A 14,167-nucleotide genomic window follows, 5' to 3' on the forward strand; every position below is an offset into this window, starting at 1 on the left:
GCATCTAGCAGACGGGCTGCGTTCGCAGTTTTCCAGTTAGTGGTATTGATAAGTTGCTTACAGCCAATTGCGCGCAGATGATCGTATACCTCTTGATAAAAGCCGCTCTGGGCATCCATATAAAACGCTATCTGATCGCTCAATCGCTGGCCTTTTCCGCCTGATTGAGGCTGAGTAGCTTCCCAAATTATGTACAGCCCCATCCGACTCGCTTCGGGCTGGTCAGTTTCTAGGGGAGCCAGATTATCCCAAGCTGCGTAGGCAGCATCTGTAGTACCGTATTTTTCAATCAGCCAGTCGTAAAATTGGCTTTCCATGTTCGCTAACAGTGAGGGCTGCACATTTTGAATCGTCCAGAAGAATACACCATCTTCATTTTGCATCTGAATGAGTCCTACTGCCGGATCATCTTTCAGTGCAATACCGGTATATGGATTGGTTTCGGTGTAGAGATAAGTTAGCCAATTTTTGTAAGCTTCCTGAAACCGATCGTTGAAGAACAGCAGTGCCCAGGGTTTGATATCCGTTCCCGAATAGTCACCTACGTCCCAAGCAGCCGGAATTTGATCAATAAAGTTTGGCCAGTAGGGACTGATGGTAGAATAAATACCTTCTTCTTTCATTACCGCTACCATCTGCCAGATGGCATCTACTTCTTCTCTATTTGCCTGGTTTATGTCATTGGTAACTGAATGTATCTCCCCGTGAAAGCGGATCATATTCACACCACGCTTTGCTAAGAATTTGGCAAAATATTGTGCTTCTTCATCCGATAAATCCCTTACCAAGTTACCTCCACCTGATGCCCAAAACTTGATTTCGCCCCCGTTTTCGGTAGCAAACCCTTCGCCATCAGCAGTTAACTGCACAAAGCCGTTCTCACCGGCTACATCTTCGTTAAGGCTGCTCAAGTCTAGCCGAGCCCCTGATACGTAATCATCTGGTTCTGGATCAAAGTCCCATCCATCTTGGGGGTCTTGGGCGTAGACCACCAATGGAATGCAGCACAGAATAGTAAGAATATACTTAGTCATATGTCAGGTTGTATTAATAGTAATTAGTCAATTTTGAACAATAACTCTCTTCACCGTTCGGCGATTGGTATAAACCACCTCGAGAATGTAGGTTCCTGTCGGTATATTTTTTAGAGATAGTTGAAAGGTACTAGCATGATTAGTTAAGCAGCAATATATTCGCTGTAGGTGACCAGCTAAATCATAGAGTCTTGCCTCCGTAATTCTACTGCCCAACGCTGGCTCTACCGTAATGTAATCCTGGGCTGGAACAGGGTACACTTTCGTTGAGCCTAATAACTCAGGATTGATAGCTGTTATAGTTGGCTTACGCAAAAAAGACAAACCTTCGGTATCGTGAATTTTTACTACCGAATTTCTAAATAAGCCATTAAATGCGTGCCGATTACCATCAGGCCAAACTACCTCTAATGAGTCTATCTGATGAGTATTTAGACCAAAGTGAATAAGACTACTGTGTTTAGAAGCGAAGCTACCCCCGTTATCAACCACGCGTAGTAACTGGCTACCATCCGAAAGATGAAGCTTCAGAATACTTCCGTAAGCATCAGCAGTAAATTGCTCACTAGCTACTTGAACCTGCAGGTACCCTCGGTCGCCAAACCTCAGGTCAGCCGTGTTCCGAATAACCGGAATAGTCAGATTGAGCGTAGTATCCGTTTCCGCTACTGGGTTCACCACAATATCCAAGTCTCCATCGAGGTCTAAATCCGCGTAAGCGAATCCCCGAGCAAAGAAAGGAGTGTTTACCAAAGCCAATTGCGTGGATAGATAATTTTCGCCTAAGTTTTCGTAGTAGAGCAGGGGCTGATCGGTTTCGGCCAGTACGGCCCCATTGGCCATAAATAAGTCTAATTTCGCATCGTGGTTAGCATCCCAAAATTCAGCCCCCCAGCTAACGTAGTCGCCGATAGCGAGAGTTTCAGACGTTTTATCAACGTAGGTGCCGTCGGCTTGCTGCTGAAGTAGGTGGTTCTGTCCAATATCAGATATATACCAATCGAGGTCACCGTCACCATCGTAATCACCTAAACCAGCTCCCATACCAAATAATCTTAAGTCTAGTTCTAGCTCTTGACTTCTTTCGGTAAAGTTACCCTGTCCGTCGTTTTCGTAATACTTGTTACCCTCGTTGCCTCCGGTACCAAAATCATTTACTACGTGTAAGTCCATATCGTGGTCTTGATCAGGGTCGGTGGCGCGCACAGCTAGAGTAAAACCCGATCCGGCTACGCCTACAGAGCTAGCTACTTCTTCGTAGGCAAAATCCCCCGTACTCAAATAAAGCTCATTAGGGTAGGCCCCCTTTACACTGCTACCTAATAATGGCACGGTGGGGTTACGAGCATAATTTCCTACGTAAATATCTAGAAGTCCGTCAGCGTTAAAGTCAGCAAACGTTACGGCGGTGCTCCAGTACCGATTGGTAGCTATCCCGCTACTCTCGCTTATATTAGAAAAAGTACCATCGCCGTTGTTCTTTAGCAACTGACTGGTTTGCCCTTCGCCCGTACCGATGAATAGATCTACCCAACCGTCGTTGTTTAGGTCAGCGGCATTGGCACCATAAGAGGTGGTAGATACTTGAGATAATCCGGATACTTCGGTTACGCGACGAAAATCAAAGTTACCGAGGTTCTGATACAATTGATGACTGACTTCGCCACCGGCTAAGTAAATATCTTCCAACCCATCGTTGTTGTAGTCAAACACCACTACCCCACCGCCTATTCTTAGTGAATCGACAGCGGAATGGCGGATACTGGCGATATTACTGTAGTCTTGTAGAAGTTGACCAAAGGTAGTACTTAGAGGAAGCATTATCAGCGCTATGAGCCAAAGGTACTGCATAGGCTATTTCTTTAGTAGCTTAGTAGTAGAACCGTCGGCACCTAGTAGCAGATACATTCCCGGAGGAACTCTCCGCAAATCTAATTCCCAACCATCACCCTGTCGGCTTAGTCCGTAGTGCGATGGTGAGATCTTTCTACCGGTTGCATCCATTAGTACGGGGGGAGTTAAAGAAGCATTTCCCTGAAAAGTAGCCGTTGTTTCTACAGGATTGGGGTAAAGCATCCGTTCATCAGGAATTACCTCATCCGCTCCTAAAACTTTAGCATTGAAGTACTGCTCAGCCAAGGCGAAGGCTTGCTTTCCGATGATTGCCCCCATTTTTCGTCCGGGAATATCGTCCGCCGGAGGGTGAATCCCTCCCCAGATACGAGAAAGACTACACTGGTCGGAAGCGTCGTAGTACTTAGCCCACTGGAGCACAACATCTTGCGAAGGACCCTTCTCAAAAACAAGATATTCATCTTTTGAAGCCACAAACTCTCCCACCCCACCCGGAAAATACGCGCTACCCGTAAGTGAAGTCAACACCTCAGCAGCAGCGCGGGAGAAAGTAGAATGACCCGAGACATACCCAGCGAATGGGGGCGTAACGAACGAAGGGCGCTGGTAGGGCCACCAGTTTTCGGCTAGTAGCCACCCAACCCCCGCCGCATTGCTTCCGTCTTCATTCACAAAATCGTGGCCCCGCCAAGAATACACTTTAATTTTATCAACGTTTTCTAGGTTATCACCAGCTAAAGGGTCGTTTGAATCAACTAACTCAATCCATCCGTCTAGCAGCGGGAGTCCTTGGGGGGAATAATTTGGTAACGCAGAATCAGTGCTTTGGCCCTGACTTGCCATATAGCGAATAGCCGAAATTGGTCGGATATAGTCGTAGTAACCTTTGACGCTCCAAGCAGCAATAGCGGCATCGTGCATTGCCCCTCCTAGGGTGAAGTACGCTTTCACATCCCACTCTAACGCCGACACTTCTTCGCCGCTGCCTGGCATCTTACGTTCAAATTGGGGGTGATCTACTACCGCATTAAGAATGACGTACCAATGGCCCGGCGGAGTTTCGGAATCAGGCCCATCGGCCCAAAACTCAGCTAGTACCCGCCCGTAGTCGCCCCGGGGCACTAATTGCTCTGAGTAGGGTTGTCCAGTAACCGGATTTTGTTGGTAACCAGTACTCGCATCGCCGCCCGTGGTTAATTGGTAAAAAGTGGCGTATTCCGCCATTGTGGTAGGAAGTTCTTCTAGGTTGATGTTTCCAATGGTGTTGGGTGAAATATCGATCAGTGTATCGATGGTGGTATCGAGCATTCCCTGCCAAATGGAAACTAGGGTAAACCCCCACTTGTAAGGGTCGTCTATTCCTGGTACGGTAGCGTCTAAGTAGGGAGGTGGACCCGGATCAAAGTAAACCGTATGACTTATTCCATCGCGTTCAATTACTTTCGAGTTGGAATTAGTGAGTGAAAACGGAACTACATTGCCCCACTCCGGGCTTAAAAAGTCAATAGTCCCGGTTGAAATTGGATTGCCACTCTGGTCGATAAATTCTTCTTCAAATTGTAACGGTTGCCAGCGATTAGGGTCAGTCGGAGGCCCGGACTGTTCCCCAAATAAAGATAGTGGGGAGTTAACAGGTGAATAAGCTATGTTTTCGTAGTTACCTAGCTCGTTCGCGCCATCCTGTAAACCGAACGCAATAACCTGCTCGGCAATATAATTTCCTAGGGCAGCGGGGTTACCCAAACTATAGTCCGTTGAGAAGAAGTTAATATCGTACCCCAGTTCAATCATCAGGGAATCCATTGCTGTTTTTGTGTTGGTAAAACCCGGAGAATTTCGGTACCGATGTTCCATCAGCCGGTAGATGGTATAACTAATGGCAGTTTCCTTTGCCAGTTGGCCATCGGATTCGTTGTAGGAAAAGCTATTAAAGGGAACAAAATAGCTACCTATATTTTTGCCTAGGAAGTAGGTGTCGGCGGAGGATTCATAGGCTGACCAAGCATCGTAAGCCGCGGCCGAAATGTGAAACAGGTTACGAGCATGAATGGTAGGTTTAGCAAAATCATTGCGAATAGCTTCCAATAGTACTTCGTTCCACTGCCGAGCTACTGAATGAGAGGGTAATTGAGAGAAAGCTGGAAACAGTACACCCAGGTAGGCTAATATGATAATGGCTCTCTTCATCAGTCCCATAGTCAACTTCTTTAAGGCTGTTTCTCTAGGTCTTACAGCGATTTATATTTTGTAAAACACCTGTAGCAGTTTAGGTTCAAACCTAGAACATAGCATAGATGCCCTGCTTTTAAACAAAAAAACATCCGGCTGGCATAATCTCGCCAACCGGATGAATAATAAATTTTATTAGCTATTTAGTAGCCTTGGTTTTGAATTAATTCAGGATTTAACACTAGTTCGTTCTGGGGGTAAGGATAAAAGAGGTTATTTTCCGTAAACTCTACATCTGTGAAGCTGCCCCAATCTTCTTGGGTATAAGCAGTCAGATCGATTTCTCCTAGCCAGTGCCTTCTTTTCATATCCCACCAGCGGTGCGACTCTTCAAAAGCCAGCTCTATTCTTCTCTCCAGAAAAATCCAATCCAGTGCTTGATCCGCGGTAGCTCCGGCAGGATCATAAAGAACAAACGTTGCATCAGGATTGCTGGCAGCATCTACCGCCCCCGCTCGGGCTCGTATCTGGTTTACAATACCAATCGCTTCCACTACACTACCGCCCGTTCTTACAATAGCTTCCGCTTGCAAGAGAAGAATGTCAGCATATCTCAGAATTCTAGGATTATTATGCTGCCTAGCCCACTCATTTCGGTGGGTCTGGGGGGAATTCATGTACTTCTTCACTTCTAATGGAAATATTGCAGTATCAACGGTTTCGGGGTACCGAGCATCGGTTACGTCTAGCAGTGCTACAAGATTATCGGTGGGTAGGTAATGCTCTTGTCTTACCCAAGTAGGGTCAGTTTCTACTTCGTCTTCCTCGGTAGTTGGATCATCGTAGCCGAACCTGTTAGTAAAAATTCCCCAGTATGCCCCCAGGTTTCCTACTACGTTAAAGTTGTCGTTATCCAGCACCCAGTTATTTAGTTGAGAGTTTCTACCGGCCATCACCTCAAAGAGTGACTCGTCGTTAAGTTCGGTAGCCTCTTTGAAATTATCTCCAAACTCAGGGGCTAAGGAACGCGAAGTAATCTTTTCAAACTCAGCCAATGCTGCCGAAAAATCTGCGGTGTTGTTAGCATAAGCTCCTCGCATCATAAGTGCTTTACCTAACATACCGTAGGCGGTTTCATTCCACACTCCTCCCCCCCGGGCGGGTTTGTCTCTCAACAAACTAGCGGCCTCAGTTAAGTCAGTAATAGCCTGATCTAAAGCAGCATCGTTGCTGGAGTTTCCAATAATGGTTTGATCAAACTGGTCAATAACCTCTATATTTAAGGGCACATCTTTGAAGAAGTTCCAGAGATTTAGGTACATGTACCCTCTTAAGAATAACAACTCGCCCCGATGGTGACTCCTTAGTTCTTGATCTTCATAGAGGAATCCGTAGCGTTCTTCTCGCTGAAAGTCTAGCGCAGTGTTAGCTCTATTGATAATTTGATACGAATACTCGTAATAGTTGTTGAGATAAGATGTGTTAGAGTTCAGCAGCGCGAAATTGTCATAGCCCAGCGCGCTGCCTTGCTCCAGTGTAAGATTATCGTCGGGCAATAGCCAGAATCCATGGATATGTCTAGGATTTCCGGTTTTGTAGTAGAAGATAAGCTTCTGATACGTACCCGCAACCAAAAACTCAAACTTCTCTTCTGAGTCCATAAATTGATCTTCTGTCGGTGAACCGGGTCGGGCCTCATTCAATACGTCGTCGCAACCAAAGGGCAACAACATTATGAAAAGCAGTGGGATTAAATTTCTAAGTTTCTTCATCGTATTTATTGTCATAAATGAATAGTAAATAGTTAAAATGATGCGTTGATGCCAAATCGGTATATAGCTGGCACCGGATTATCATCATTTTCAGGATCAAGTCCTGAATAATTAGTGATTGTCAGAATATTGCTGGCATCTACAAACATTCGTAAGCTAGAAGCTCCTATTTTGCTGAGGACATTGGTCGGTAAGGTGTATCCTAACTGAATATTTCGTAACCGTACAAAGCTAGCATCTTCTACCCAGCGATCCGAAATCCGATCGTTACCCGCGGGGTTATTGTAAATATAGCGAGGAAGATCAGTATCGGTATTTTCTGGGGTCCAACGATTGAGCACCGTCACTGACTTGTTAGGACCGAATCCGTTACCTTCTAAGTTTCTTCGATGTCCGTTTATCTTCTGCACATCCCCAACACCTTGCCAAAGCATAGAAAAGTCAAAGCCTTTAAAGTTGGCTCCTAGGTTAATACCGTAGAAGTGACCGGCGATAGTATTACCCAAGAATACACGATCGTTAATGTCTACAATTGTGTCGGGTACAGCAACTTTTTCTACGCCTTCCTCATCGCTTGGGCTGAATGAATTTTGAAACACAATATCACCTGGCCCCTTAGCACCCCCAGCATTATCTGATATCTCGGCCTCGTAGGCATCAACCTCATCTTGGGTTTGTAAGATTCTATCTACTTTATAACCCCAAATAAAACCAATCGGTTGGCCTACCTCAATGCGTCTATCACCTAAGTTAATAGGATTATTATCGCGGTTAGTGCTTAGCACTTCGTTGTTCACCGTAGTAATATTTCCTCCTATATTAATGCCTACTTCGCCAATTTTAAAGTTGTAATTAAGGTTAACTTCAATGCCCGTATTAGACACACTAGCGATATTCTCTACAGTATTTTCAATAAAACCGGCGGTAGCAGGAAGATCTACTGCTTGTAGAATATCTTCAGTCAAGCGGGTATAATATTCGGCGGTTAAACTTAAGCTGTTGTTAAAAAATAGTCCATCAAAACCAATGTTGGAAGTAGTTACCGTTTCCCAAGATAAAATTCGGTTAGCGATTCTACCAAAAGTAACTCCATTTTGGTACTCAAACTGATCGAAGTTACCGCCCCCGGTAATCACTCTAGGATTAAGATTAGCCAAAGCTAAGTACTGATAGTCAGCCGTTACCTGATTCCCTAATTGACCCCAACCACCTCGAATTTTCAGGTCATCAATAAAGGTAATATCCTGCATAAAGTCCTCTGCCGAAATTCGCCAGGCGGCCGATACTGAAGGAAAGTTACCGTAACGAAAATCTTCCGCAAACCTGGAAGTACCATCCCTTCTGATAGTAGCATCTAAGTAGTATTTGCTAGCGTAGTTGTAGCTCAGCCTTCCCATATAACCTATCAGGGCATTATCAGTAAAAAACCCACCCCCGTTAGCATCGGCTTCATTGTGGATTGGCGCCACAAACACTAAGTTTTGCGAGGCAGTACTCTGTAGCTCGTTTCTAATTCTCTGCTGACTAGCATTTAATACTAAGTTGATATTGTGATCACCAAATGATCGATCATAACCTAACAACAATTCAGTTTGAATATTAGAACCAGTAGTAGATCTTTCGCGAAAAGTAGTTCCGTTGGCCGGAGCACCTAATCCATTAAACCTTTCAACTGCATCGGCTGGTGATAGCCCGGTTCTCTTCATATTGGTATAATCAAAGTTAAGTGTTCCCCTTAAGCGCAAACCAGCCAGAGGAGACACTTCGGCGTAGACATTACCCAGCGAACGAAAGGTTTCGTATTCGTTAGTATTAGTAGCCTCTTGGCCCAACACATTTGGCCGGGAACCATTAGCTCCCCAAATATCTCGGCTAGCACTAGCAAACCTACCATCGTCGGTGTAGATAGGCTGCCAAGGTATAATTTGAGAATATTCTAACAGATCAGGATTTACGTTATCGTTGGCATCTACCTTAGAAAAGCGGAACACCTCGCCCACTTTTAACCAATCGGTTATTTTATGGTCGGAGTTAATTGCTAGTGAATAACGGTCAACCTCACTGCCAATAAGGGTGCCTTCCTGGTTCGCATAGCCGAAACTGGTATAGTAAGTAGACGCTTCGTTACCCCCGGATATTGAAAGGTTATAATCCTGAATCGGAGCGTTTTTGTTCTGAATGGCATCCTGCCAATCGTCGTTGCTGGTTCGGTCGCCCTGAAATAGATCGGAGTTAGGATTATAGTAACCAAAGGTACCATCATCCAATGCATCTAAATCTTCGTTTCGTAGCATATCCAAAGAGAAGTCATAGTACTGCTCGGTAGTTAGTACATCGTGACGTTGGTTGTTGTTTTGAAACCCATAAGAAGCATTAAGACTCACTTTAGGTCGACCAGCTTGCCCTTTTTTGGTGGTAATTAGAATTACCCCGTTAGCTGCTCGCACCCCGTAGATGGCGGCTGCGCTAGCGTCTTTTAATACTGAAATAGACTCAATATCGGCGGGATTAATAGTGTTTAGGATATTTTGAGAACCGCGAACATCCCTAAAAACAGGTACCCCCCGAGCAGCATTTTCCTCAAATGGCTCTGATACCGGAATACCGTCAATCACGTACAGAGGTTCAGCGTAACCACCGGCCCCATCAAATGTACCTACGCCCCGGATTCGCACTTCAGGTCGAGAGCCCGGATCACCGCCAGGTGAGCTCACAAATACACCGGTCATTCGTCCCTGCATGGCCGCTTGAGGGTTGATAGCGGCGGTTTTCTGAATAGCTTCGTCTCCGTTAATGGAACTAATAGCTCCTGTTAAATCCTTTTTCTCCCGCGTACCGTAACCAATTACTACAACTTCCGATAGTTGCTCTATGCTAGGAGACATCACTAGATCAATAACACTTTGGTTAGCAATAGCTACTTCTTCTTGTTCGTAGCCAATAGAGGAGAAAACCAGCGTAGTAGCATCGTCAGGCACTGTTAAGTTATATTGCCCTTCCGCATTAGTAATTGTACCTATAGTAGTCCCTTTCACTAGAACGTTTACCCCTGGAACAGTTGATCCGTCGGTAAAGTCGGTAACTGTACCGCTGATTCTTTTTTCTATTGCTACCGGAATAGGGGTACCAAAACGATTAGCTTGTACATGTGGTAATACGCCGAGTGGCAGGGTCGCATTCCGGTTTTGGTTTACCTTTTTCGGACCTAGCTTTTTCAGCTTGCTTTGTTTATCCTCGGTAATAAAGACCAATTCGTCGTTGAGTTTTTCGTACTTCAGACCCAGAGGGGGAAGCAGTCTCATTAAAGATTCATCTAGTGTTTTTGCTTTTGCTTTTTTGGGGCTAACGAACTTGTCGTTAACTAACTTAGCCGCGTAGTTAAATCGCACGCCGTAAAATTGCTCGTACTCGCTAAGTACTGCCTTTAGTGACTGCTTATTTCCATCCTGCGAATGAAGGTTGCTTACTGGCGAAAAGCTGTGATTGAGTGCTACATTCTGCGCTAGTAGCGGGCTCTGTAGTAACAAACAGAGTACCACCAGCAGAAGCGTAGGTTGTTGATGAGATACAATTTTAATCATACTAAAGATAGTTATAGTGAAAAATCTCTTGTTTCGTTATTTCTTGGAAAAGTTAACCTTCTGGCTATCCTGCTGAATGTTCAGATTAAAGGACCTTTCTAGCATAGGAAGTAGCATTTCTATTTCGTCGGCTTTAATATTTCCCGTAAATGCATATGATTTGATTTCTTCTGATTCAAATTCTATTTCGTAACCATATACATCTTCCAGTAACTGAGCAATTTCCTTCAGTTGCATTTCATCAAAAATGAGTTCCTGATGACGCCAGGCGGTTGGAATCTCAGGATTTATTTGCTGAATTCTCCATTCTTGTTCATTAGCTGAATAAGCCAGTCGGTCACCGGGGTTCATGGCAATAGGTGCCGTCTGTTGATCCATTTGAGGTGTTACGTTTACTTTCCCAGTGTTAAGCACTACTTCCGAATATTCCTGACGATCCTTTACATTAAAAGTAGTTCCTAGTACTTCTACATCCATATTTCGGCTATGCACCACAAACGGTAGTCGTACGTTACCATCGGTCGATAGGGGTATTTGACAAACATTAAAAAAAGCTTCTCCTTCCAACCAAACTTCTCGTACTTCCGCCAATTGCCAGTCTGAGGCAAATTGAATTGTTGAGTTGGCATTAAGCATTACGGTAGATCCATCGGGCAGCGTTATTTCTTTTGTTTCGCCGTAGGCAGTTTGATAATTCGTTGTAGCTGAGAAGTAGTTGCTTAACAGAAATACTCCGGCAAGTAATACCGTTACTAATGAGGCAGCAACACCAACCCTGGGTGGTACCTTCCAACGGTTAACTGAACGCGGCGCATCTTTTTGTAAGACTGGTTTTATTTTAGACCATACCTCTTGTTGAAGTTTATTTGGAGCAGTATCCTCTTGAGTTTGTAGACTAAGCACCAACTGCTTGGCTTGGTTGACTACCAACGTATGTTTGGGATGCTCTTCAATCCAACGTTCCCAATAATCATTAAGCTCAGCACTGGGGGTTAGCACCCACTGCTGAAACTTCTCATTGGCAGCAAAATGTTCTACTGATACTTTTTGGTTGGCCATAGTAGTTGGTTTCTACTAGTAGTAAGGCCGCTACTTGGTAAATCTCGTCAGGTAGAATGAAAAAAATTTCAATTTTATAGAGAGGCTAATAAAACACCTTTAATTTTAGTAAAAATCAAGAAATAGAAGAGTTTTGATGAAAAGTTCTTAAAGAAGGAGTAAGAGGTTGCAAACGAAAAACAGAATAAAAGCCGTTGTATTCGCTTTACTGTAGTTATCATTATTCTTAATATTTTTCCGTAAAGCTTTCAATGCTTTGTACATATAGTCGTGCGCTTGGGCAGAAGTAATCTCCATAACATCGCTAATTTCAGCGTAAGTCAGTCCATCGTAAAATTTTAAGTAAACAACTTCCCGCTGCTTTTCAGTTAGCTGAGCAATAGCCTGCTGTAGACCAGCTACTTGTTCTTCAGTATGCTGCTGCTGAATTAAACGAGCTTCGTATGATAAATATATACTAAAGGATAACGAGTCGGTGCTTGCGTCACTCTTAGCATGTTTTGCTAAACCCTTTAGTAACGCCCGTCGGAATGATTTATACAGGTAATTCCTGATTTGATTCGTAGAACCGAGTCGTTTACGACGCTGCCAAAGTTCGGTAAATAGCTGCTGAAGCGTGTCGCCAATTAATGCGTCGTCGGAGCTAAACTTACGTCCGTAGTTGTAGAGAAGCTGAAAGTAAGCCTGATAGATGTGAGCAAATGCCGCTTGGTTTCCGTCTCGAAAGGCATCCCAAGTTCTTGTGTCGTCAATATGGAGGAATCGGCTCTGCAAAGTATAGAGGTTGTAGAAGTAAGCCTTTAAATAAAAATTATACTTACACTCAATAGTAAAGCATTGTTAATAATATAACAAAATATCAACAAAAAAAACGGTTCAAGTTGAAAAAACCATCCTGTACTCGCCTGTATATTGTACCAATTAAAATTTGAGCAGCATAGTACCCGATGCCTAATTATTTACTTTTCTGTAATTTTGAATTATGGTCAGTAAAAATTCTTCCCGACGAACATTCCTCCAACAACTTGGTCTTAGCTCCTCATTGCTGCTCGCTAATAATCCGAACGACTATCAATTAGGTTCGGATTTAGCCGATGAGTTATACCCTACGTTAGACTCTTTTCAAAATGAAGATGGCGATTACCTTATCAGAATTGGAGTGCGCTGTCAGCAGTTAGTTTCCAGTGGTATTTCCGCTAAGGTGCGCGTTAAAAACGGGAAGCTTCGCAAAGCTAAATCGTACTTCATGGAAGTAGAGCAGTGGAATTTGAAGGCAAACAGTCTTTCTTGGCAGATGCCTGGTTTAACGGCCTACCCTTACATTATCGTATGCTGGATAACCCCAGAGGGGTCGAGTCCAGAGCTAACTATTCAGATTGAAGAAAAGACCAATATCTCCCTATCCGAGCTGTTTACTCAACAAGGGCTGGAATACACTACTGATACGGCGGAGGTATTAGTTGGTCTACTAGGCTCGCAAGAGATTGGTACGGTTGATCAGTCTTTCTTTACTATTCCACCTGAAAGTGGTCAATTTCAGTTTGCCGTAATGGCTGACCCTCAGGGTGGTGATGCCCAGGATATGACGAACGGCAGCATCACCCGAATGAAAATTCACAATGCTTTTATTGAAAATAGTGTATCCTTGGTTTCACTATTAGATGACCCGGCCTTCTGTCTGGTACTGGGTGATATTGTGGATAGCCAGGGGCAGGAGACCAATTTTGAGCAGATGCGCGCTTACTTTAAACAAGCTGATATTCCTTGGTTATACAGCGTAGGCAACCACGAAACGAAATACCGACTTACCTTTGGAGCCAACTACGACCTTTCAGGATTCAACAATTATCTGGATGCCCAGAAGAAAATTAACGGAATGGATAAGCTGCTGTATTCCTTCAACTTAGGAAAATGGCATTTCATTGTTTGGCCTGATCCATTGCGAAAGAACTTTTGGGAGACGCACCCACATTATTTTGACTGGTTAGAGCGCGATCTGGCGCAGCACCAAAATCAGCCCACCTTCTTTTTACAACATATTCCGGCGCATCCTATCGGTATAGACCCACTAGTGAGCTACGTTGAATCAGTCGAGGTGAAACGCACCTTGCTCGATACACTGGCTAAACACGGCAACGTGAAGTACGTACTCAGCGGCCACGTGCATATCCCCTTGATTGCTTCCCTAAAAACCGCAGTTACCTACCGTGGAATGAACTTGATCAACCTTCCGGCCGCCGGTTTTCGCCCTCGGGGGTTTGGCGAAGAAGATATCACTGGCGGGCCAGTACAGGGAATCGCCGTGGTGAATATAGACGACGACGAAGCAGGGGTGGATTTTCATACGGTGACTGATGAAATATATAACTACCCTACTACCTTTCGTGAGTTTTCCTCAGAAAATTATCCTCTTTGGTTGAATCATAAATGGGAACTTAATGCTAGTAATAACATTCTAAACGGTAATTTTTCGGAAGGGCTACAGCACTGGCACGGCCGTTTTGTTTACGAAGAAAATGAAAATCCTTCTAATATTTGTGAAGCCCGTTCTTGGCAGAATCAATCGGCTTTATACCTCTTCTCAGCTAGCCGAGGTTATCGGGTGCTGGGGCAAGATCGCTTGCCGCAAACAATTAACCGAGTATGTCAGGCTATTTCGGTAAATTCAGACCAGCAACCGGTTTTATCGCTTCAGTAC

8 protein-coding genes are annotated in these 14,167 nt (G+C 44.3%); 1 reads left to right on the forward strand and 7 read right to left on the reverse strand.

Annotation, left to right across the window (positions count from 1 at the left end):
* The 7 genes from WBA23_RS01965 to WBA23_RS01995 form a co-directional block, all read right to left on the reverse strand.
* Window positions 1-1,034 (reverse strand): hypothetical protein (locus WBA23_RS01965; protein ID WP_424580558.1); only part of this gene is annotated, 1,034 nt, incomplete at its 3' end.
* Window positions 1,035-1,061: 27 nt separating this feature from the next.
* Window positions 1,062-2,885 (reverse strand): FG-GAP-like repeat-containing protein, encoded by a 1,824-nt coding sequence (locus WBA23_RS01970; protein WP_424580559.1) that lies wholly within the window; start codon window positions 2,883-2,885, stop codon window positions 1,062-1,064.
* A 3-nt stretch (window positions 2,886-2,888) separates the two neighbouring features.
* Entirely contained in the window at window positions 2,889-5,075 is a 2,187-nt protein-coding gene (locus tag WBA23_RS01975; RefSeq protein WP_424580560.1) for a DUF6851 domain-containing protein, read from the reverse strand.
* Window positions 5,076-5,260: 185 nt separating this feature from the next.
* Complete coding sequence (locus WBA23_RS01980) at window positions 5,261-6,829, reverse strand: RagB/SusD family nutrient uptake outer membrane protein (protein ID WP_424580561.1); 1,569 nt, start codon at window positions 6,827-6,829, stop codon at window positions 5,261-5,263.
* Window positions 6,830-6,861: 32 nt separating this feature from the next.
* On the reverse strand, window positions 6,862-10,410 hold the full coding sequence (locus WBA23_RS01985) for a SusC/RagA family TonB-linked outer membrane protein (RefSeq protein ID WP_424580562.1): 3,549 nt from the start codon (window positions 10,408-10,410) through the stop codon (window positions 6,862-6,864).
* Between the two features lie 36 nt (window positions 10,411-10,446).
* Window positions 10,447-11,469 carry a FecR family protein gene (locus WBA23_RS01990; RefSeq protein ID WP_424580563.1) on the reverse strand — a complete coding sequence of 341 codons (1,023 nt, stop codon included), beginning with the start codon at window positions 11,467-11,469 and terminating at the stop codon, window positions 10,447-10,449.
* 147 nt (window positions 11,470-11,616) lie between these two features.
* The gene (locus WBA23_RS01995; protein WP_424580564.1) at window positions 11,617-12,243 is read right to left on the reverse strand and encodes an RNA polymerase sigma factor; all 627 of its coding nucleotides are present in this window, start codon (window positions 12,241-12,243) and stop codon (window positions 11,617-11,619) included.
* A 208-nt stretch (window positions 12,244-12,451) separates the two neighbouring features.
* Between WBA23_RS01995 and WBA23_RS02000 the strand changes: the two genes are divergently transcribed.
* On the forward strand, window positions 12,452-14,167 hold a 1,716-nt coding region (locus WBA23_RS02000), incomplete at its 3' end, for a metallophosphoesterase family protein (protein ID WP_424580565.1).

This window comes from Tunicatimonas sp. (genome assembly GCF_049647865.1).
Lineage (GTDB): Bacteria > Bacteroidota > Bacteroidia > Cytophagales > Cyclobacteriaceae > Tunicatimonas.

Coding starts and splice junctions, on each gene's coding strand:
- WBA23_RS01970 (WP_424580559.1), bottom strand. CDS start 2,885: ATGCAGTACCTTTGGCTCATAGCGCTGATAATGCTTCCTCTAAGTACT.
- WBA23_RS01975 (WP_424580560.1), bottom strand. CDS start 5,075: ATGAAGAGAGCCATTATCATATTAGCCTACCTGGGTGTACTGTTTCCA.
- WBA23_RS01980 (WP_424580561.1), bottom strand. CDS start 6,829: ATGAAGAAACTTAGAAATTTAATCCCACTGCTTTTCATAATGTTGTTG.
- WBA23_RS01985 (WP_424580562.1), bottom strand. CDS start 10,410: ATGATTAAAATTGTATCTCATCAACAACCTACGCTTCTGCTGGTGGTA.
- WBA23_RS01990 (WP_424580563.1), bottom strand. CDS start 11,469: ATGGCCAACCAAAAAGTATCAGTAGAACATTTTGCTGCCAATGAGAAG.